Origin of the sequence: Xanthomonas sp. CFBP 8152 (genome assembly GCF_014199025.1) — a bacterium.
GTDB lineage: Bacteria > Pseudomonadota > Gammaproteobacteria > Xanthomonadales > Xanthomonadaceae > Xanthomonas > Xanthomonas arboricola_B.
This window is the reverse complement of the sequence record NZ_JACHNO010000001.1, coordinates 1555239-1576057: the sequence shown is the minus strand read 5'-3', so window position 1 is coordinate 1576057 and position 20819 is coordinate 1555239. Positions and strand designations below refer to the sequence as shown.

Here is a 20819-nt window from a genome sequence, read left to right as displayed (position 1 = left end):
CGCGCATGCAAAAAGGCAAAGATCTCACCCTCCGCCTGATGATCGTCGACGACAGTGTCGAAGGCGCGGAGGCGATCGTAACTGCGTTGCGCAACGGTGGCATCGCGGTGCGTCCATCGCGGCCGCAGACCCCGGAAGAGCTCGCCAGCATGCTGTCGGGCCAGATCGACCTGGCCCTGCACGGGCAGGCGCTGCAGATCCCGATGAATGCGTTGCAGCAGCAGATCGCCGGCAGCGGCAAGGATATTCCGATCATGCTGCTGGCCGAGCGGATCGAGGAAAACGCGTTGGTCGAGGCCGCTGCGCATGGCATTCGCGCCATCGTGCTGCGTCATCGCCCTGAACACCTGCTGGCGCTGGTGCGCTCGGAATGGGCCGACCTGCAGGCACGCCGTGGCCTGCGCCGCATCGAGGCGCAGATGCGCGAGACCGAGCGGCGCTGCGACGCCCTGATCGCCTCCTCGCGCGATCCGATCGCCTACGTGCACGAAGGCATGCACATCCGCGCCAACGAGGCGTATCTGGAGATGTTCGGCTTCGAGTCGTTCGACGATGTCGAGGGCGTGTCGCTGCTGGACATGATCGCCGCCCAGTACGTCGACGATTTCAAGCAGCTGCTCAAGGCCATGTCCAAGGGCGAGCCGCCGCCGGCGCAATACAAGGTCGACGCGCGCCGGCTGGAAGGCGACACCTTCCCGGCGACGATGGAGTTCGCCACTGCGACCTACGAAGGCGAGCCGTGTATCCAGGTGGTATTCCGCCGCCGCGAGGAATTCGATCCGGAGCTGGCGCGCGAGGTCGAGGACCTGCGTCAGCGCGACCAGGTCACCGGCCTGCTCAACCGGCCCACGTTCATGGTGGCGCTGGAACAGGCCGTGGCGCGCGCCGGCCGCAGCGAAGGCCAGTCCGGCTTCCTGTTGATCGAGCCCGACCATTACGCGCGCCTGCTGCCGGAGATTGGCCTGGATTCGGCCGACGCGCTGATCGCCGCCCTGGCCGCGCATGTGGCCAGCGTGAGCGATGACAGCGTGGTCGCCGCGCGTTTCGGCGAGCACAGCTTTGCCTTGTTGATGGACGGCAATTACGCGCGTACGCACGCACTGGCGGAGCTGATACGCGACGCCTTTGCGCAACATGTCTTCAGCATCGGCGCGCGCTCGGCCACGGTGACGGTGAGCATCGGCGGGGTGCAGATCGGCGAGAAGATCGCCAGCATCGGCCAGGTGCTCAACCGCGGCACCGAGGCGGTACGCACCACGGCCGAGCTCGGCGGCAATGCGGTCAGCATCTACGACCCGGCAGCGGGCGATCGGGCCGAAGAGGAACGCATCGAACGCTGGGTACAGCAACTGCGCGAGGCCCTGGCCGGCGACGGCTTCCTGCTGCATTACCAGCCGGTGCTTAATCTGCAGGGCGAGCCGCTGGAGCTGTACCAGGCCTTCCTGCGGCTGGAGCGCAACGGCGAGATGATGTCGCCGAACGCCTTCATGGCGATTGCCGAGGAGCACGATCTAATCACCGAGATCGATCGCTGGGTGGTGGCGCGCGCGATCCGCCAGCTCGGCGAACGGCAACGTGCAGGACACAAAACGCACCTGCTGGTACGTATCGGGCCCAATTCGTTCTCCGACCCGCAGATGATCGACATCATCCGCGAGCAGTTGGCTGTCTACGGCGTGCCGGGCGAACGGCTGTGGTTGCAGACGCCGGAATCGAAGGTTTTCACGCATCTGCGCAATGCCCAGCAGTTCCTGGCGGCGGTGTCGGCGATGGGTTGCAAGGTCGGGCTGGAACAGTTCGGCTCGGGCCTGGATTCGTTCCAGCTGCTGGCGCATTTCCAGCCGGCCTTCCTCAAGCTCGATCGCGGGATCACCGGCGAAGTGGCCTCGGCACGCGACAGCCAGGACAAGATCCGCGAGATCACCTCGCGCGCGCAGCCGGCCGGCATCCTCACCGTGGCCGAGTTCGTGGCCGATGCGCAGTCGATGAGCACCTTCTTCAGCGCCGGGGTGGACTATGTGCAAGGCGATTTCGTCGCACCGACCGGGCCGTTGATGAACTACGAGTTCGGCTAAGATTGTAGCCATAGCGCATCACTGCCCCCTTGCGCCGCCCAACAAAAAACCCGCAAGCCGCGGGTTTTTTGTTGGGCGGCGTGAATCAATGCGCCACGCGTGCATCTGACAAGACCTTCTTACATCGGCGCACCGCTCGCGGCGCGCAGCGCAGCGATGCGCTCGGCCAGCGGCGGGTGGCTCAGGAACAGCCGGCGCAGACCATCGCCGACACCGCCGGAGATGCCGAAGGCCTGCACCTGCGATGGCAAGGTGTTCTGGCCATGGTTGAGCGACAGGCGTTCCAACGCGGCGATCATCTTGCCGCGGCCCGCCAGTTGCGCGCCACCGGCATCGGCGCGGAATTCGCGGCGACGCGAGAACCACATCGCGATCATCGTCGCGAACAGGCCGAACACCATCTCCAGCACAAACACGATGATGTAGTAGGCAAAGCCGCGGCCACCGTCGCGATTGCCCGACATCGCGCTGTCGATGACGCCGCCGACCACCCGCGCCAGCACGATCACAAAGGTATTGAGCACGCCTTGCAACAAGGCCATGGTGACCATGTCACCATTGGCGACATGCGCGATTTCATGGCCCAGCACCGCCTCGGCCTCGTCCTGGCTCATGTTCTGCAGCAGCCCGGTGGACACGGCCACCAGCGCGTTGTTGCGGTTGGCGCCAGTGGCGAAGGCATTGATTTCCGGGCCGTCGTAGACCGCCACTTCCGGCATGCCGATGCCGGCCGCCTCGGCCTGGCGCCGCACTGTCGCCAGCAACCAGCGCTCGGTCGGCGTGCGCGGCTCGGTGATCACCTGCGCACCGGTGCTGCGCTTGGCCATGAACTTGGACAGCAGCAGCGAGATGAACGAGCCGCCGAACCCGAACACGGCCGCCATCACCAGCAGGCCGCTCATCTGCGCGGGATTGACGCCCAGTACCGACATCACGATGCCGGCCAGCATCAACACCGCAAAATTGGTTAGCAGGAACAGGAAAATGCGGTTGAACATGGTGCGATGACTCCACGCGAGCAGGATGACCTGCAGCGGATCTGCGGTCGTCAGCGCTTGAAATCAAGCATTCACCTGACCGACGATTCAGCCGATCATGCCAGCCCTCCCCTACCGCGGCCGCTTTGCGCCCTCCCCGACCGGCCCGTTGCACTTCGGCTCCCTGCTGGCGGCGTTTGGCAGCTGGCTGCTCGCGCGGCACGCCGGCGGGCAGTAGTGCGTGCGTGTCGAAGACATCGACCCGCCGCGTGCCGAACCCGGCGCCTCCGAGCGCCAGCTGCGCACGCTGGCCGCCTTCGGCCTGCGCTCGGACCTGCCGGTGCTGTATCAGTCCGAGCGCCATGCGCAGTACGACGCCGCCGTCGCCACCTTGCTGGAGACCGGACTGGCCTTCGAATGCAGCTGCAGCCGGGCCGACCTTGCCGGCATGGGCGGCATCCACCACGCCTGCGTGGCGCCGCTGGGCGCCCGCCGCGCGGTGCGCCTGCGGGTGCCGCCACAGCCGCCGGTCGGTTTCGACGACGCACTGCAGGGTCGCGTGGTGCAGGACGTGCATGCCGAGGTCGGCGACGTGGTGCTGCGCCGCGCCGATGGCTACTGGGCGTACCAGCTGGCGGTGGTGGTCGACGATGCTGCGCAGGCCATCACCGATGTCGTGCGCGGCGCCGACCTGCTCGACTCCACCCCGCGCCAGTTGCTGCTGCAGCGCGCACTGGGCCTGCCGCAACCGCGCTACCTGCACCTGCCGCTGATCCTGGACCACGCCGGCCGCAAGCTGTCCAAGTCGCACGCTGCGCCCGCGCTGGACGACGCCGATCCGCAACCGGCCCTGCACGCCGCCTGGGCGGTGCTGGGACAGCAGCCGGCGGCATTGCCGCGCCATGCGGCGCTGGACACCTTGCTGCAGCATGCGGTGCAGCATTTTACGCCACAGCGGCTGCCCCGGCACCTGCATCTGGACGCGAACGGACGCGCATCGAAGCCCCGGCGTGACTAGAATTGCGCCCCAGCAATGGCGTCGGGCCGGGCAGCGTGCCCGTGCCCTGCCCGCCCCCAGTCTTACCTGTCCATTGGAGTCGTCATGACATCTCGCGTCGTATTGGTCACCGGCGGCACCGGCGGTATCGGCACCGCCATCTGCAAGCGCCTGGCCGACCAGGGCCACCGGGTGGCCAGCAACTTCCGCAATGCCGAAAAGGCCCAGGCGTGGCAGCAGCGCATGCAGACCCAGGGCTACGACATCGCCCTGTTCCGCGGCGATGTGGCGTCCTCCGAGCATGCGCGCACCCTGGTCGAGGACGTCCAGTCAGCGCTGGGGCCGATCGAAATACTGGTCAACAACGCCGGCATCACCCGCGATACCACCTTCCATCGCATGACAGCCGAACAATGGCACGACGTCATCAACACCAATCTCAACTCGGTGTTCAACGTTACCCGCCCGGTGATCGAGGGCATGCGCCAGCGCGGCTGGGGACGGGTGATCCAGATCAGTTCGATCAATGGCCTGAAGGGCCAGTACGGACAGGCCAACTACGCTGCCGCCAAGGCCGGCATGCACGGCTTCACCATCTCGCTGGCGCGCGAAAACGCCGCGTTCGGGGTGACCGTCAATACCGTTTCGCCCGGCTATGTGGCCACCGACATGGTGATGGCGGTCCCGGAGGAGGTGCGCGCCAAGATCGTCGCCGACATCCCCACCGGCCGCCTGGGCCGGCCGGAAGAAATCGCCTATGCGGTGGCATTCCTGGTTGCGGAAGAGGCCGCCTGGATCACTGGTTCCAACCTAGATATCAACGGCGGCCACCACATGGGCTGGTGAGGTTTGCTGCAACTTTTCGATGCAGCATAAAAATCCTTGAAAATCATGCTGCGCAACATTTTTTTGGTGTCTCCTTAAGAAAATAAGGCCTTGTAGCGGTTGCAAGGGCTGCTGCGGTGCGCCATCCTGCGCGCACTATCGTTGTGAGTGAACGTTCCATGGCCGGACTTCGCATCATCAAGAAGTATCCCAATCGCCGTCTCTATGACACGGAAATTTCCAGCTACATCACCATCGAGGACGTGCGTCAGCTCATCATCGACGGCGAAGAATTCGAGGTACGCGACGCCAAGAGCGGCGAAGACCTCAGTCGCGCGGTCTTGCTGCAGATCATTGCCGACCGCGAACAGGACGGCGAGCCGATGCTGTCGACCCAGTTGCTGAGTCAGATCATCCGTTTCTACGGCGATTCGCTGCAGGGCTTCATGGGCAACTACCTGGAGCGCAGCATGCAGGTATTCCTGGATCAGCAGCAGCAGTTCCGCCAGCAGATGGGCAACCTGCTAGGGCAGACCCCGTGGGCGATGATGAACCAGCTGACCGAGCGCAACCTGGAGTTGTGGCAGGAATTCCAGCGCAACTTCGGTGCCGGCTTCGGTCGTCCGGGCGGCCCTGGTACGCCGCCGCCGGGTGCCAGCGGCATGGGCAGCGGCCCGATGGGCACCGGCACGCACGGCACTGCCGGTAGCGCCGGCACCACCGGCAAGGCCCGCAACCGCGGGTAACGCAAGCGCGGCGCGTGGAGCGTGAGCCGCTCCACGACCTCGCCAATCAGCGGCCGGCCTGTTCCGCGCAAGCCGAGCAGATCCGCTCCACGTGGTAGCCACGCGCACGCAGGCGCTCCACCACGCCATCGCTTCCCAGCAAGTGCAGCGCACCGACCACCACCAGCGTGGTCCCGCTGCCTCTGCCCAGCCGCTGCTCCAGCCGCGGCACCCAGCGCGCATTGCGCTCGACATTGATGTCCTGATACAGCGCCGGGTAGTGCTGCCGCATCTCTTCGGCCATCTGCGTGGACAGGGTGCGCACATCTCCACTGCGCCAGGCCGCGTGCAACTGACGCAGCTGATCGTTGGCGCCGGCGTCGTCCAGCGATTCCTCCAGCAGCTGATGCTGCTCGGTGGGCGACATGCCATCGAGCAAGGCAATCTGCTCTTCGGCACGCTCCAGTCCATCGGCCGGCTTGCCACTGATCTGCGCCTGCGCCATCAGATGATGGTCCAGACCGGCGTTCGGGTCCATGCCTTGCCGGCGCATCTCCGTCAGGCTGATCGTCAGCGCCACGAACCAGGGTTCCAGGGGCTGCAAGCTGTCCACCGGCATCCCGTGTTTGCGGGCGTAGGTGGCCAGCGCCTGCCAGGTCTTCGGATCCAGTGCGTCCTGCAGGCGACGCCCGTCGCTGCGCCGCGCCGCCTGCAGCATGCGGCCGGCCAGTTCGGGCGACTGCGCATCGGAGGGCGGCAGTTCGAACACCAGCCGGTCGGCCTTGGCGAAGGCCTGCATCACATCCGGCGACAACGGGTAATCGCTGGGCTTGAGCACATGGAACGAACCCAGCAGATACAGCGTGCCGCCCTTGCCATCGACCTTCCACAACAGCGGCACCGGCGGACCGGCCGGCGCCTCGCTGCCGGCGCGCGCCCAGGTCGGCGCGGCCGCCCCGCTCCATAGCGCCAGAGCAATCACCACACCGCCGCACCAGGCTGCCAGCCGGGTGCGCATGCTTGCCTTCACCATGTCGGCCTCTCCACGTCAGTGCGGCACCTTGTAGGTCTTCTCGCCGGCCGACACCGCCAGGTCGATGCGGTTCTCCGGCGGCGGCAGCGGACATGTCGCAAACGGAGTGAACGCGCACGGCGGGTTGTAGGCACGGTTGAAATCGACGACCACATGCCCGGAGGCGTCGGGCACGTCCAGATCCAGGAAGCGTCCGGCCGGATAGCTGCCGTGTCCGCTGGTGCGATCGGCGAACACCACGAACATCGGCCGCCCGGGTTCGCCGATGGTCTCCAGCCGGTACGCCTTGCCGTTGCGATCGAAGGTGATCGCCCCGGCGTTGGGCTGTTCGCTGCTGATGCCGACGATGTCCACGATCGGGATGGTCTTGCCGACATCGTTGGGCACATAGCGCGCGCTGATGCGCCAGGACGGATCGACCGGCCAGTAGTCCAGACCGGCGAAGTGGCTGCGCGATGGCGCATCGGCATGCTTGACCCGCAGCGCATTGCGGTCGCCCCGGTGGATCAGGCTCAACACGCCCTTGCCATCGTCGAAATGGATGAAGGTCGGCTGCGGGTCGCGATCGGGCTGGAAGCGGATCCTGCCGGCCAGCGGCTTGCCGTCGACGGTCAGTGCCGCGCCGCGCTCGGGCACGAACCAGACCGTGCCGGCCTCGGTGGCGACCATGCCCATCTTGGGCGGCCCGACCGCCAGCCTGATGCCGCTGTCGGCACTGCTGCCGATGTAATGCGCCTTCAGCGACAGCCAGTGCAGGCCGACCAGGCTGGTCCAGCCATCGGGCGCACGCAACTCGGTCAGGCGCGCTTCGCGCCAGGCCGCATTGTCGGCCAGGAAGGCCTTGTCGAGTGCGGCCGGTGCTGCCGATGGCGGTGCGTCCTTGCCGCAGCCGGCCAGTGCCGCACACACCAGCATGCCGAGCAGCCAGCGGCTCCCCTTGTGCAATACAGCCATCAGCGCCCCCTCAGAAACCAGCGATCGATTTCGCCCAGCGTAAACCGTGCCCAGGTCGGTCGGCCATGGTTGCATTGGCCCGAGCGCTCGGTGATTTCCATATCGCGCAGCAGTGCGTTCATTTCCGGCACGGTCAGGCGCCGGTTCGCGCGTACCGCGCCGTGGCACGCCATCGTCGAGAGCAGCTCGTCGCGCGCACTGGCAATGCGCCGGCTCTGGCCATGCTCGCGCAGATCGCCGAGCACATCGCGCAACAACGCCTCTGGTTCGGCGTTGGCAAGCAGCGCGGGAATGCTGCGCACATGCAGCGACTGCGGGCCGGCGCGGGTGATCTCGAAGCCCAGGCTGGCCAGCGTGTCGGCTTCGCGCTCGGCGGTATCGGCCTCGCGCTCGCCCACCGCCAGCGTCATCGGCACCAGCAGCGGTTGCGCGTGCAGGCCGATGCTGTCGTGCGCGTTCTTGAGCCGCTCGTAGCCGATGCGTTCGTGCGCGGCGTGCATGTCCACCACGATCAGGCCTTCGGCGTTCTCGGCCAGGATGTAGATGCCGTGCAACTGCGCGACGGCATACCCCAGCGGCGGCACGCCACTGTCTGCGGCAGTCGCAGGCAGGCCCATCCCCGCGCCCTCCGGCAGGGCGGCAGACTGCTGCTGCGCGCCACTGGACGGCGGCGCATACAGCGCGCTGTAGGCCGCACGCGCCTCGTCCACACGCAGGCCCAGCGGGGTCTGCGATGGCGTCCACTGACCGTAGCCGGCACCGCCGCCACTGCCGTTTCCGGCACCGTAGTTTGGACGGTCGAGCATGCCGCCCGGCGCCGCAACCGTGTCGCTGGCGCCGTCCGTGCCGATGCTGTTGGGCATCGCACCGGCGCGCGTGTGCGCCAGCGCGTCCTGCAAGGTGCGGTAGACGAAGTCGTGGATCAGCCGCGCCTCACGGAAACGCACCTCGTGCTTGGCCGGATGCACGTTGACGTCCACGCGCGCCGGATCCAGTTCCAGGAACAGCACATAGGCCGGCTGGCGGCCATGGAACAGCACATCGCCATAGGCCATCTTGACCGCGTGCGCAACGCTGCGATCGCGCACCGAGCGGCCATTGACGTAGAGATACTGCTGGTCGGTACTGGCGCGCGAGTAATGCGGCTGCGCAACCCAGCCATGCAGCCGCAGGCCGGCGCCGCTGTGATCGACGCGCAGGGCCTGCCGCGCGAAATCCTCGCCCAGGGTTTCGCCCAGCCGCGCATCCGAATACAGATCGCCCGGCTTGTAGCGACGCGACGGTTTGCCGTTGTGCGACACCCGCAATTCCACATCCGGGCGCGCCAACGCCAACGAGCGCAGCCATTCTTCGATATGCCCCAGCTCGGTGCGCTCGGCACGCAGGAACTTGCGCCGCGCCGGCACGTTGAAGAACAGCTCGCGCACTTCGACCGTGGTGCCGGGCGCATGCGCGCGTGGCATCACCTCGCTTAGGCGTCCGCCATCGATCTCCAGTGCGGAGCCATGTTCGGCATCGTGGCGGCGCGAGATCAGCGTGAAACGGCTGACCGAGGCGATCGACGGCAGGGCTTCGCCGCGGAATCCGAGCGTTGCCACGGTTTCCAGATCGTCCAGCGATGCGATCTTGCTGGTGGCATGCCGCGACACCGCCAGCGGCAGCTCGTCGGGACTGATGCCGCCGCCGTTGTCGCGGATGCGGATCAGCCGCACTCCGCCCTCCTCCAGCTCGATATCCACGCGGGTGGCGCCGGCATCGAGCGCGTTTTCGACCAGTTCCTTGACCACAGAGGCAGGCCGCTCGACGACTTCGCCGGCGGCAATCTGGTTGATCAGGATCTCGGGGAGCTGACGGATCGCCATCAGCACAGGCGCTCGCGCTGGACGCAGACTGCGGAGCGCATCGAGGGTGTAACAGGCAAGACAGACGTCGGCACGGCAATCCGGCGGCGCGCAGGCGCCGTCATCAAGGAATCAGTGCGGAATGATAGCCGAGCGGCTCAGCGGCTGCCGCCGGCCACGGTGCCGACACCGGCATCGGCTTCGGCCTGCGCACGTGCGGCAAACAGCGTGCCGGGTGGCGGCTGACGGGTGAAGAAGGTATCGATGCCGTCCAGCACCGCCGAGGCGATCTTGCGCTGGTAGGCCGGGTCGATCAGCCGGCGCTCTTCGTCCGGATTGGAAATGAAGGCCGTTTCCACCAGCATCGCCGGCATGTCCGAGGTGCGCAGCACCGCGAAGTTGGCGCGTTCCAGCTGCGGCTTGTGATTGTTGCCGATCCGCTTGAGGCCGCCGAGCACGTGCCCTGCCGCATCTTCGGAGGCCTTCATGTGGCCGCTCTGCGCCAGATCCAGCAGCACATTGGCCAGCGTGCTTTCGGTCTGCTGCAGACGCACGCCGCCGACCAGGTCGGCGGCGTTTTCCTTGTCGGCCAGCCAGCGCGCGCGCTGCGAGGAGGCGCCCTTGGTCGACAGCACGTAGACGGACGAACCGGTCGCACTGCGGTTCTCGGCAGCGTCGGCGTGGATGGAGATGAAGATATCGGCCTTGGCGGCGCGTGCCTTCTGCGCGCGCATCGGCAGCGGAATGAACACGTCGGTATCGCGCGTCAGGTACGCCTTCATGCCGGGCGTGGCATTGATCTGGCGCGCCAGCTCGCGACCGACCGCCAGGGTGACGTCTTTTTCGCGCTTGCCGGTAGGGCCCATGGCGCCGGGATCCTGGCCACCATGGCCCGGATCGATGGCCACGATCAGCGGACGCATGCCCGGTGCCATCTTGATCCGCGAGGATTCACTGGGCAGCACCGGACGCGGCGGCAAATCATCGCTTTCCGCCGCAGCGACGCTGCCGGCAGCCGCATTCGGCGTGGCGGCCACGGCACTGCCGCCATTCAAGATGGCGGCGGGCGATGTGCCGTTGCCTGGCATCGCCGAGACGGGCGACACCGCGGCGGTGACGCGATTGGACGTGTTGCCGGCGGTGTTTGCTGGCGCGTTGGTGCCGGTCGTCACCGCGGTCGTGGCGGTGCCTGGACGCGGTGTCGGTACACCGGTGGCGACCGTGGTCGGTACCGGTGCCGGAGTCACGCTGGGCATGGCCGAGGCAGGCACATACGGTGCGGGTGCCGGAGCAGGCGGCACCACCGACGCGCGTTGCGCAGACGCTGCCAACGCAGCAGTTGCGCGGGCAGCCTCGGATTGTGCATTGGCCGGGCGCGGCGGCAGCAGCGCGGCAGGTGCTGTTGTGGCGGCGGCCAGCGTGCCGGCAGCCGGCGGATCGCCCGGCCACTCGATCACCAGGGTCGATGCGCTGCCCAACGTCTGCATCTGCGGCTTCAACGGCGTCACCGGCGTCGCCAGCTCGAACACCACACGGAAGGTGCCGGGCACCGGTTGCCCGGTACGCACCGACGTCACCAGGCCGGCAGCCGGCGGCAGCTTGAGGCCGCGCACACCCGAGGAATCGGGAAAATCCACCACCAGGCGATTGGGATTGGCCAGCGACAGGGTCTTGAATCCGCCGCTACCGGCGAGCTGGATCTCGGCACGCGTGCCGGTTGCACCGGTGCTGATGCCGACACCCTTGATCTCGCCGGCCCACGCAGCAAAAACCGCCAGGCTGAGGCTGGCGGTCAGGGCGGAAACGCAAAACTGGCGGAACCCCGGTGTCATGGCGCTGGATTCAATCACCCAAACGTGTGAATTGCAAGGTGATTTCCCTTAATAATCCACAACCTGGCGTTCATTCTTCCTGTGAGCTGGTACAAAGGGACTGCAACTGAGGCAGGTCCGACAGCCGCGCCAGCCAGCCGCGCCCGGTATCGCTGCGGCCCAACAGCGTGACGCTGCGCCCATCGCCGTCGACCGCAAGTTCCACGTCCAGATCCACCGGCGGCAATGCACCTGCGCCGCGTTCCGGCCACTCGACCAGCCACAGGCTCGCACTGCCCTCGTCGAGCCCGAGAAAATCCAGTTCCCCGGCTTGTCCGATGCGATACAGATCCAGGTGCCAGGCCTCGTCGCCAGTGCCGAGCGGGTAGCGCTCGACCAGCGTGTAGGTGGGGCTGCGAATCGGCCCGGTGACGCCGAGTGCGCGCAGCAACGCGCGTGCCAGCGTGGACTTGCCTGCGCCGAGATCGCCGTGCAGTTGCACCATCGCGCGGGCGGGCCGTACCGCAGCCAGGGCCTGCCCCAGGGTTTCGGTGGCCTGCGCATCGACCAGTGTCGCGTTGAGCTGGCTCATGCAGTGGCTCCGGCATTGGCCAAGCGGCGAAGTTCGTGCAGCAGATCGGTCGGCAGCAGGCCGCGCTCGCCCGCGCGTGCGGCCGCATCGCCGGCGCAGGCATGCAGCAAGGCGCCCAGGCTGGCGGCATCGAATGGCGACCACCCCTGTGCCAGCAAGGCCGCGATCACGCCCGTCAGCAGGTCGCCCATGCCGCCGACCGCCATACCCGGATTGCCGGCATCGATGATGCACGGCACCGCGTGCGGCGCGGCGATCACGCTGCCGGCGCCCTTGAGCACCACCACCGCATCAAAGCGCCTGGCCAATGCGTCTGCAACGGCCAGTCGATCCTGCTGAACCTGCGTGGTCGACATCCCCAGCAGGCGGCCGGCCTCGCCGGGATGCGGGGTCAAGACGCGCGGGCCTCGCGCCGGCACCTTGTTGGCGGCCAGCAGATTCAGGCCATCGGCATCGATGACGATGGCGCTGTCCGAGGCCAGCACCGTACGCCACAACTGCTGCGCCCAGGCGTCCTGCCCCAGGCCCGGACCCAGCGCGACCACGTCGGCCGCATCGGCCAATGCGGCGATGTCGTCGTCGGCCTGCACCGGGCGCGCCATCGCTTCCGGGCAGCGCGCCAGCAGCGGCGCGACGTGCTCGGCGCGGGTGGCGACCTGCACCAGCCCTGCCCCGCTGCGCAAGGCCGCTTCGGCGGTGAGCATGATCGCGCCGCCGCTGCCGAGGTTGCCACCGACACACAGCACGCGGCCGGACTCGCCCTTGTGCGTATTGCGTCGCCGTGGGCGCAACTGCGCGGCCAAGGCGTCGATGTCCCAGCTGTGCGCGGCCGGCGCCAGCCCGTCGAACGCGGCATCCGGCACGTCCAGCGACGCGGTTGCGCGCGTGCCGGCATGCTCCAGCGCATCGCCGGTATAGAGCCCGACGTGCGGTACGAGGAACTGCAAGGTGGCATCCGCGCGCACCGCGGCACCGAAGGCCACGCCGTGATCGGCATCGATGCCGCTGGGCACATCCAGCGCAAGCACCGGCACACCGGCTGCGTTGATGGCGTCGATCAACGCGGCGGTCTCGGCGTCGGGCGCGCGGTTGAGGCCGATGCCGAACAGCGCATCGACGATCACATCTGCCTGTGCCAGCGGCGACGGAAACAGCTCGATCGCACCGCCCACGCCCAGATAGTCCGTGCAGGCACGTTGCGCCAGCGGCGAGGCCGGGCCGTGCTCGGGGAGATGTACCACCTGCACCTGGCGCCCGGCCCGCTGCGCCAGCCGTGCCAGCACATAACCGTCGCCGCCGTTGTTGCCGGTGCCGCAGACCACCACGATGCGGCGTGCCTGCGGCCAGCGATCCAGCAGATGCTGCCAGGCGGCCTGCCCGGCGCGCTGCATCAAGGTATAGCCGTCGCCGCCGAGCAGCGTGGTGGCCTGCGTGTCCAGGCTGCGTGCGGCGGCGGTGTCGTAGAGATCGAGCGGTGCGTACATGCCGGGAATTCTATACTTGTCGCCATGTCTGCCGTCCTCGCCCGCCCCGACCCCACCGACGCTGCCGCGCGCATCCGTGCGCTTGCGCGCGAGGCCGGCTTCCAGCGCTGCGGGATCACCGGCATCGAGCTCGGCGAAGACGAGGCGCATCTGCGCAGCTGGCTGGAAGAAGGCCTGTACGGGACCATGCACTGGATGGCCCAGCACGGCGACAAACGTTCGCGCCCGCAGGAGCTGGTGCCCGGCACCTTGCGCGTGTTGTCGGTGGGTATGGACTACGGCCGCAAGGACGACACTGAGGCCTGGAACACCTTGCACGACGGCCGCCGCGCCTACGTGGCGCGATACGCGCTGGGGCGCGACTATCACAAGCTGATGCGCAACCGGCTGCAGAAACTGGCCGAGCGCATCCAGGGCGAAGTCGGCGCGTTCGGCTATCGGGTCTTCGTGGATTCGGCACCGGTGCTGGAGCGCGCACTGGCGCGCAATGCCGGGCTGGGCTGGATCGGCAAACACACCTGCCTGATCGATCGCAACGGCGGGTCGTGGTTCTTCCTGGGCGAGATCTATCTCGATCTGCCACTGCCCATCGACACCCCGGCCACCGCGCATTGCGGCACCTGCACGCGTTGCATCGACATCTGCCCGACCCAGGCCATCATCGCGCCCTACCGGCTGGATGCGCGCCGCTGCATCGCCTATCTCACCATCGAACACGAGGGCGCAATTCCCGAGCAGATGCGCAAGCCGATCGGCAACCGCATCTTCGGTTGCGACGACTGCCAGCTGGCCTGCCCCTGGAACAAGTTCGCCCAGCGCACCGACGAAGCCGATTTCCGCGCCCGCAACGAGCTGGATGTGGCGACGCTGCCGCAGCTGTTTGCCTGGGACGAAGCCGAGTTCCTGCGCCGCACCGAAGGCAGCCCGATCCGTCGCAGCGGCCATCAGCGGTGGCTGCGCAATATCGCGGTGGGCCTGGGCAATGCGCCCGGCACGCCGGAGGTGTTGGCGGCACTGGAGGCGCGTCGCCACGACGCGTCGGAGCTGGTACGCGAACATGTGGGCTGGGCGCTGGCGCAACACGGTGGGTAAGTTCGGCCCGATGCACTCACGCATGCGCATCGCCGCTGCGGGATAATGCGGCGATGGCCGACCGCAACGAACAGATCCTCACCCCCAGCCAGCTCAACACGCTGGCACGCGACCTGCTGGAAGGCAGCTTCCCGCTGGTCTGGGTGGAAGCAGAGCTGAGCAGCGTCACGCGCCCGTCCTCGGGCCATCTGTACTTCACGCTCAAGGACGCGCGCGCGCAGATCCGTTGCGCGATGTTCAAGCCCAAGAGCACCTGGCTGAAGTTCCAGCCGCGCGAAGGGCTGCGCGTGCTCGCGCGCGGACGTCTCACCCTGTACGAAGCGCGCGGCGACTACCAGCTGGTACTCGACCACATGGAAGAGGCCGGCGAAGGCGCCTTGCGCCGTGCCTTCGACGAACTGCGTGCGCGCCTGGCCGCCGAGGGCCTGTTCGATGCCGAGCGCAAGCAGCCGCTGCCGGCGCATGTGCGGCGGCTGGCAGTGATCACCTCACCCAGCGGTGCGGCGGTGCGCGACGTGCTCAGCGTCCTGGCGCGCCGCTTTCCGTTGCTGGAAGTGGACCTGCTGCCCTGCATGGTGCAGGGCGACAGCGCCGCGGCGCAGATCACCTCGTTGCTGCAGCGCGCCGATGCGTCCGGGCGCTACAACGTCATTCTGATCACCCGCGGCGGCGGCTCGCTGGAGGACCTGTGGGCCTTCAACGACGAACGCCTGGCCCGCGCGATTGCCGCCGCGCGCACGCCGGTGGTGTCGGCGGTCGGGCACGAGACCGACTTCAGCCTCAGCGATTTCGTGGCCGACGTGCGCGCGCCCACGCCCTCGGTGGCGGCGGAACTGCTGGTGCCCGATCAGCGCGAGCTGGTCGCCCGCGTGCGGCGTGCGCATGCCCGCATGGCCCAGCTGCAGCAGCACGCGCTGGGCAACGCGATGCAGCGCGCCGACCGGCTTGCCCTGCGCCTGCGTGCACACAGCCCGCAGGCGCGGCTGCAACTGCTGCAATGCCGGCAGCAGGACGCCGGCCGCCAGCTGCGCGCGCGCATGACCCAGGTGCTGGAGCGTCTGCAGGCACGCGTGCAACGGACGCAGGCACGCCTGCAGGCGCACAACCCGCAACGCGATCTGGCCACGCTGCAGCAACGACTGCGAACACTGCATCCGCAGGCAGCGATGCAGCGACGCCTGCAGCACGATCAACTGCGGCTGCGTAGCCTGGCACGCTCACTGGAAGCGGTCAGCCCGCTCGCCACCGTCGCGCGTGGCTACGCCATCGTGACCCGCACCGCCGATGGCAGCGTGGTGCGCAGCGCTGCCGAGGTCACCGCTGGCGAGCGCCTGCGTGCGCAGCTGGCCGATGGCAGCATCGAGGTGCGGGTCGGGCCGGGCAACGACGACTGACAGCGGTAACCACGCTTGCTGCCTGGTTGCCGCAGGCGATCAGCAAGCGCACACGCATCGCAGTGTCGCGATAACAATGAGCTGCAGGGCGGTCGCCCGAGCAGCGCCGTGGATTGGCACAGAGGGCGCGCCGATGCGGCGCCACCCGCGTCACCCAGGCGAACCAAGCCTGGATCAACCCTTCAACCCGCCGCAGACCGTTCCGCGTGCAGATCAGAGGGCATCACCGGCTCTCTAACCCTGACTGGGCGTCTGCGCCGCCTGCTGCCAGCCCTGCATCAGCAGCCCGGCCAGCGCCACCGGATCATGGTCGAAGTGATGCCCGCCCGGACGCGCCACCACCTGCACGCCACGCGCGCGCAACTCCGGGCACAGCGTGTCCGTTTCCTGATCGCCGTAGATGCATTGCAGGCGATGCGCGTCCAACGCCTGGATCGCCGGTTCCACATCGCGCTCGGCATCGTTGTGCCAGCCCAGCCAGCCACCGACACGCACCTTGAAATCGGCTCGATGGGCAAGGCCGAGCAGGCTGACGAACTGCACCGACGCGCGCTGCTGCGGCGACAGCCCGGGATAGGCAAACGGCAGCACATCTGCGCCGAACGAGTAACCCACCAGGGCGACGTGGTGGATATGCCAACGCTGCTGATAGGTCGCAATCACCCGGTCCAGGTCCGCTCCGACCTGCTGCGGCGTACGGCTGGCCCAGAAGTAGCGCAGGCTGTTCCAGCCCACCACCGATACGCCCTGCTGCTGCAGTTGCGCGGCAATGCCTTTATCCAGTTCGCGCCAGCCGCCGTCGCCGGACAGCATGACCACCATGCGGTCGCTGCCGGGCGCATGCAGTTCGACCAGCGGCAGATCGCCCACGCCCTGCGCATGCGCCGTCAGGAAATGGCCCCGGGTGGCCGCAGCGATCTGCAGGGGGCTGGCAGCGTCGACCAGATCGTCGAGGAAGCCTTGATTGGCATCGGGCACGTCGCGCGAGCAGGCCAGGCCGCCATCGCTGGCGTCGCCATCGGCGACAACCGCGCCACTCAGCACGTCGGGCGCGGCCGAGGCCAGTGCCTGCCGCGCCAGCATCGCGCCATCGCCCTGCCCCACCAGAACCGGCGGCAAGAATGCATCGACATGCTCGGCGCGCAGCAACTTCTTGCCCAAGCGTTCGGCATCGTCGGCCAGGGAGCTGCAGGCTGCCTGATGCGCGCGCAACCGTGCGCGATAGCTGGCGGTGTCGACCACCGCGACCAGCGCGCCATCGTTGCTCAGCATCTCGGCAAGCCGCTGGCCGTCCTGCGCATGGCCGCTGTCGGGCAACAGCACCACCATGGCCTTCGGCGTGCCTTCCGGACGTAGCACCTCCACCGAGCGGTAATGCCCGGCGGTATTTCCGTCCTGCAGATGACGCGCCACGGCATAGCCGCTGCCGCCGATCAGCAGTACCGCGATGACCCAACGAAACACTTTGATTCCCCAGCCCATCACCGCCATCCTCGCAAGCGCTGGCACTTGGACCGCGACCAAGGCGGCCGGTTCCACCGCGATCGCGGACAGTGTTCGCAGCGGTTAAGCCTGCGCGCCCGGTCTTGCGGCGGGACCAGACCCGGAACTGCCCGGGTGATCGCGACCGACATGTCACTTCGAGGCGGGCATGCCACCCGGACAGCCCGGCGATCGGTGATCGAGCTCCGTGCAGGCGCAAACCGCGCTTGCGCACTGGCTTACAGCTGCGCTCTAGATCCCGCGTGCCAGGCGGAAGCCGATCCGTGCACTGGTGCTGTCCGAGTCCTGCGACTGCCGCCAGGCCGCACGCGTCTGCTGCGGCGAGTTGGCCCAGCTGCCGCCGCGGATCATGCGCTGACGGCAGCCGGGGTTGAACCAGGCGGCACCGTCGGCCGGCGCGCGACGGTAGCTGGCATGCCAGCAATCGGCCACCCACTCGCTCAGGTTGCCGCCCATGTCGTGCAGCCCCCAGGCATTGGCGCGGAAGCTACCGACCGGTGCCGGTCCCCAGAAGCCGTCGCCGTAGCCGACGAAGCCGTTGTTCCAGTGCCTGCCGCTGCGCGAGACATCGTTGCCGCCGGTGAAGTTGCCCGCATCCAGCGGCGGCGAGCCGGCATTGCCCCAGGGATAGCGTCCAGTGGTGCCGGCGCGCACCGCGTATTCGAACTCGGCCTCGCTGGGCACGTGGTAGTGACGACCGGTCTGTTCCGACAACCAGCTCGCGTAGGCTTCGGCGTCACGGATGCTGACGTGCATCACCGGGCTGTTGGGTGCGGCCTGGGCGCCGTTGTAGTCGGACTGCCAATCCACCCCGCTGCGGCGGATGAAGTTGCCGCTGCGCTCGTCGTACACCACCGAATGCCCGCGCCGGGTGGCACGCGGACGCGCGCCGGTCGCCTCGACGAACTGGCGGAACTCGGCGACCGTCACTTCGGTGATCGACAACGCAAAGCCGCGCGCAAAACGCACGTAATGCGACGGGCGTTCGTTGTCGGAGGCGCCGGGCTCGGCATCGCCTGCGCCCATCTGGAACGCGCCATGCGGGACCACGATCATCTGCGGACCGCGCCCGCCGAGCTTGAGTCCGTCGGTGAACACCTGTCCGGGGCGGAAGCTGCCGTAATGGGTGGCCAGTTCCAGCCGCCGCCGCAGATCGCCGGCCACCGCATCGCCCGGATCGGCGATACGCAGTACCTCGGCCAGTGTTTCGCCGGCCGCCTTGAGGCCGCGGGGCGAGCTGAGATCGTGCAGGCCGGCGTCGTGCAAAGCGGCGATCTGGGCACGGCGCATACGCTCGATGCGCGCCCGTGCATCGGCAATGGTCGGTGCGCGCTCACGCACCTGCCCGGCCATTTGCAACCAGTAGCGTGCGCCGATGAAGTCGCTCGCCCCGGCCGCCTGTTCGGCGCGTGCCAGCAGGCCGCTTTCCACCGCAGCCAGGCCCTGGCGCGTGCGCGGGTTGTCCGGATCCAGCTGCGCGGCATCGCGAAAGTTCACCAGCGCCCCGTTGCCGTCCTCGCCCAGGCGGTCGCCACGCAGATCCTCTTCGCCGGCACGGTTGAAGCTCAGCACCCGTTGCGCGGTTTCCACCGCGCGCTGCAGTGCGCGTACCTTCGGATCCTGCGGAGCGAGTGCCAGTGCCACGATGGCCAACTCACGCGCCTGTTCCAGCGCGCTGTCCTGACGGTCGGTCTGTTCGATCAGCCCCTGGCCACGCTCGATCAATCGGCGCCGCGCCTGCTCCAGCCCGCGACCACTGGCCGCGTCCTTGCCGTCGGTGCGTTGCTGGATCGCCAGATACAGCGGAATCGCGTCGTCCGCGTTGCGATATAGCCGGTCGTCCTTCAATGCCTGGTCGGCGCGCTTGCGCACCTGCGCCAGCGGCGCATCGCCCAGGTCCACTGGCGGCGGCTGCCATTGCGCCACGGTCTCGGCGGATTCTTCGCCACCGATGGACACATTCGGCTTGCTCGGCACCGCAGTAGCGGCAGGTTGCGGCGCAGCGGCAGGCGCTGGCGTCGGTGTACGCGAACAGGCGCACACGCTGAGCGCCAGCAATGCCCACGCCGCGATCCGGTTACCGCACTCACCCACCACCCGCTCCTTCCAGTGCTCTGCCGCACGACAGGCGATCGCGACGTTAGGCTATTCTGCGCGTTCTGCGCAAACCCTCGCTGTCGACGGAAATCACGTGCCTCATTGGATCACCCACCCCTCCGAGCTGAGCGAACGCCTGCAGGCATCGCGTCCGTCCCGCATTGGCCTGGATACCGAATTCATTCGCGAACGCACCTACTGGCCGCAACTGGCGCTGGTGCAGATGGCCATTGGCGAGGAGATCCTGCTGATCGACCCGCTCATCCCGGGCATGAACGAGGCGCTCAAGCAGTGGTTGACCGCCACCGACATCGTCAAGGTGATGCATAGCGCCAGCGAGGATCTGGTCACCTTCAAATGCGCGTGCGGGGTGTTGCCGCGGCCGTTGTTCGACACCCAGATCGCCGCCGCGTTGGCAGGTGTGGGGGGTGGGATGGGCTATCAGAAACTGGTGCAGGAAGTGACCGGCACCTTGCTGACCAAGGGCGAGACGCGCTCGGACTGGATGCGTCGCCCACTGTCGCCGGCGCAGCTGGAATACGCCGCCGACGATGTGCGCTACCTGTTCGCCATCCACGACGAACTAACCCGCCGCCTGACCGAGCAGGATCGCCTGGGCTGGCTGGCCGAAGACGCCGAGCGCCTGCTCGTCACGGTGGAGCACGACGATGGCGAGCGCTGGCCGCACGTGAGCCTGCGCACCGCGCAGTTCCTGGAGCCTGCGGCGCAACGTCGCCTGTTGCGACTGCTGCGCTGGCGCGACCTGCAGGCGCGCCAGAGAGATCGCCCACGCAGCTGGATCCTGGACAACGAACTGGCCAGCCAGCTGGCGCGGTTTCCGCCCGCCGATCTGGACGCCTTGCTGCGCCAGTTCGACAAGTTTCCCAAGGCGCCGCGCAAGCTCGCCACTGCAGTGTGGGAAGCATTGAATACGCCGCTGCCCGACGAGGACCATGCACCGCTGGCGCAGGCCGCCACCGACGGCAACAAGGCCGTGCTCAAGCGCCTGCAGGACGCGGTGGCCCAGCGCAGCCGCGAGCTGGGGTTGCCCGACGGCATCCTAGCCTCGCGCCGGCACCTGGAAACCCTGATCGAGCAACGCAGCTGGCCCGCACCGCTGGGGCAATGGCGCCGCGACGCGCTGGAAGCGCAGCTGACACCGCTGCTGGAAGACGCTGCAGCGCAGTGACTGGATGCAACGGTCCAGAGACCACGCATACACGCGGCCGTCGCGATGCGGGCAGGGCGCGGAGGGCCGTTCGGCGGCTGCGCCGGTCATGAATCAGACCACATACTCCGGCAGCATCCCCGTCCATCGCCGCCTCTGCCATTGGATACCGCGCCATCGAGACTGGCAGCCCACCAGGACGTGCCTGGCCGTGATGCAGTCAGCATCTGGCCAACGCCGCACAGCTGTGT

15 protein-coding genes and 1 pseudogene are annotated in these 20819 nt (G+C 67.9%); 7 read left to right on the top strand and 9 right to left on the bottom strand.

The window, feature by feature from the left end; all coding sequences use genetic code 11:
- Positions 1–5: 5 nt before the first annotated feature.
- The gene (locus tag FHT09_RS06595) at positions 6–2075 is read left to right on the top strand and encodes an EAL domain-containing protein (RefSeq protein WP_104537104.1); all 2070 of its coding nucleotides are present in this window, start codon (positions 6–8) and stop codon (positions 2073–2075) included.
- Between the two features lie 119 nt (positions 2076–2194).
- Here the strand turns inward: FHT09_RS06595 and htpX are convergent, their stop codons facing one another.
- Entirely contained in the window at positions 2195–3073 is an 879-nt protein-coding gene (gene htpX, locus FHT09_RS06590; protein WP_104604809.1) for a protease HtpX, read from the bottom strand.
- Between the two features lie 97 nt (positions 3074–3170).
- Here htpX and gluQRS point away from each other — a divergent pair.
- The 3 genes and pseudogenes from gluQRS (at position 3171) to phaR (ending at position 5620) form a co-directional block, all read left to right on the top strand.
- A pseudogene (gene gluQRS, locus FHT09_RS06585) lies at positions 3171–4070 on the top strand (tRNA glutamyl-Q(34) synthetase GluQRS).
- Positions 4071–4154: 84 nt separating this feature from the next.
- Positions 4155–4895, top strand: coding sequence for a beta-ketoacyl-ACP reductase (locus FHT09_RS06580; protein WP_104604811.1), 741 nt, complete (start codon positions 4155–4157; stop codon positions 4893–4895).
- A gap of 158 nt (positions 4896–5053) precedes the next feature.
- Positions 5054–5620 (top strand): polyhydroxyalkanoate synthesis repressor PhaR, encoded by a 567-nt coding sequence (gene phaR, locus FHT09_RS06575; RefSeq protein WP_039526896.1) that lies wholly within the window; start codon positions 5054–5056, stop codon positions 5618–5620.
- A 46-nt stretch (positions 5621–5666) separates the two neighbouring features.
- On the opposite strand, the gene FHT09_RS06570 is transcribed toward phaR, so the two are convergent.
- The 6 genes from FHT09_RS06570 to FHT09_RS06545 form a co-directional block, all read right to left on the bottom strand.
- Positions 5667–6632 carry a TraB/GumN family protein gene (locus FHT09_RS06570; protein WP_104604813.1) on the bottom strand — a complete coding sequence of 322 codons (966 nt, stop codon included), beginning with the start codon at positions 6630–6632 and terminating at the stop codon, positions 5667–5669.
- Positions 6633–6647: 15 nt separating this feature from the next.
- A complete protein-coding gene (locus FHT09_RS06565; protein ID WP_104604815.1) occupies positions 6648–7586 on the bottom strand; it encodes a DUF1684 domain-containing protein in 939 nt (312 codons plus the stop codon).
- Positions 7586–9448, bottom strand: a complete 1863-nt coding sequence (gene mutL / locus FHT09_RS06560) for a DNA mismatch repair endonuclease MutL (RefSeq protein ID WP_104604911.1) — start codon at positions 9446–9448, stop codon at positions 7586–7588. Before mutL ends, FHT09_RS06565 begins: the two co-directional genes overlap by 1 nt.
- Before the next feature lie 137 nt (positions 9449–9585).
- Entirely contained in the window at positions 9586–11259 is a 1674-nt protein-coding gene (locus FHT09_RS06555) for an N-acetylmuramoyl-L-alanine amidase (RefSeq protein WP_104604817.1), read from the bottom strand.
- 70 nt (positions 11260–11329) lie between these two features.
- Positions 11330–11830, bottom strand: coding sequence for a tRNA (adenosine(37)-N6)-threonylcarbamoyltransferase complex ATPase subunit type 1 TsaE (gene tsaE, locus FHT09_RS06550; RefSeq protein ID WP_104604819.1), 501 nt, complete (start codon positions 11828–11830; stop codon positions 11330–11332).
- The gene (locus tag FHT09_RS06545) at positions 11827–13314 is read right to left on the bottom strand and encodes an NAD(P)H-hydrate dehydratase (protein ID WP_104604821.1); all 1488 of its coding nucleotides are present in this window, start codon (positions 13312–13314) and stop codon (positions 11827–11829) included. The genes tsaE and FHT09_RS06545 overlap by 4 nt, the downstream gene beginning before the upstream one ends.
- A 24-nt stretch (positions 13315–13338) precedes the next feature.
- Here FHT09_RS06545 and queG point away from each other — a divergent pair, with 24 nt between their 5' ends.
- Positions 13339–14406 (top strand): tRNA epoxyqueuosine(34) reductase QueG, encoded by a 1068-nt coding sequence (queG, locus tag FHT09_RS06540; protein WP_104604823.1) that lies wholly within the window; start codon positions 13339–13341, stop codon positions 14404–14406.
- A 53-nt stretch (positions 14407–14459) separates the two neighbouring features.
- Positions 14460–15800, top strand: a complete 1341-nt coding sequence (xseA, locus tag FHT09_RS06535) for an exodeoxyribonuclease VII large subunit (protein WP_184416889.1) — start codon at positions 14460–14462, stop codon at positions 15798–15800.
- 234 nt (positions 15801–16034) lie between these two features.
- Here the strand turns inward: xseA and FHT09_RS06530 are convergent, their stop codons facing one another.
- Together FHT09_RS06530 and FHT09_RS06525 are read right to left on the bottom strand one after the other, a co-directional pair.
- Positions 16035–17282: a virulence factor gene (locus tag FHT09_RS06530; RefSeq protein ID WP_104604912.1), complete on the bottom strand. Its 1248-nt coding sequence runs from the start codon at positions 17280–17282 to the stop codon at positions 16035–16037.
- 252 nt (positions 17283–17534) lie between these two features.
- On the bottom strand, positions 17535–19397 hold the full coding sequence (locus FHT09_RS06525) for a formylglycine-generating enzyme family protein (protein ID WP_104604913.1): 1863 nt from the start codon (positions 19395–19397) through the stop codon (positions 17535–17537).
- A 97-nt stretch (positions 19398–19494) separates the two neighbouring features.
- On the opposite strand from FHT09_RS06525, the gene rnd reads away from it, so the two are divergent.
- Complete coding sequence (gene rnd / locus FHT09_RS06520) at positions 19495–20589, top strand: ribonuclease D (protein ID WP_104604825.1); 1095 nt, start codon at positions 19495–19497, stop codon at positions 20587–20589.
- Positions 20590–20819: the final 230 nt, after the last annotated feature.

Coding starts and splice junctions, on each gene's coding strand:
- FHT09_RS06595 (WP_104537104.1), top strand. CDS start 6: ATGCAAAAAGGCAAAGATCTCACCCTCCGCCTGATGATCGTCGACGAC.
- htpX (WP_104604809.1), bottom strand. CDS start 3,073: ATGTTCAACCGCATTTTCCTGTTCCTGCTAACCAATTTTGCGGTGTTG.
- FHT09_RS06580 (WP_104604811.1), top strand. CDS start 4,155: ATGACATCTCGCGTCGTATTGGTCACCGGCGGCACCGGCGGTATCGGC.
- phaR (WP_039526896.1), top strand. CDS start 5,054: ATGGCCGGACTTCGCATCATCAAGAAGTATCCCAATCGCCGTCTCTAT.
- FHT09_RS06570 (WP_104604813.1), bottom strand. CDS start 6,632: ATGGTGAAGGCAAGCATGCGCACCCGGCTGGCAGCCTGGTGCGGCGGT.
- FHT09_RS06565 (WP_104604815.1), bottom strand. CDS start 7,586: ATGGCTGTATTGCACAAGGGGAGCCGCTGGCTGCTCGGCATGCTGGTG.
- mutL (WP_104604911.1), bottom strand. CDS start 9,448: ATGGCGATCCGTCAGCTCCCCGAGATCCTGATCAACCAGATTGCCGCC.
- FHT09_RS06555 (WP_104604817.1), bottom strand. CDS start 11,259: ATGACACCGGGGTTCCGCCAGTTTTGCGTTTCCGCCCTGACCGCCAGC.
- tsaE (WP_104604819.1), bottom strand. CDS start 11,830: ATGAGCCAGCTCAACGCGACACTGGTCGATGCGCAGGCCACCGAAACC.
- FHT09_RS06545 (WP_104604821.1), bottom strand. CDS start 13,314: ATGTACGCACCGCTCGATCTCTACGACACCGCCGCCGCACGCAGCCTG.
- queG (WP_104604823.1), top strand. CDS start 13,339: ATGTCTGCCGTCCTCGCCCGCCCCGACCCCACCGACGCTGCCGCGCGC.
- xseA (WP_184416889.1), top strand. CDS start 14,460: ATGGCCGACCGCAACGAACAGATCCTCACCCCCAGCCAGCTCAACACG.
- FHT09_RS06530 (WP_104604912.1), bottom strand. CDS start 17,282: ATGGGCTGGGGAATCAAAGTGTTTCGTTGGGTCATCGCGGTACTGCTG.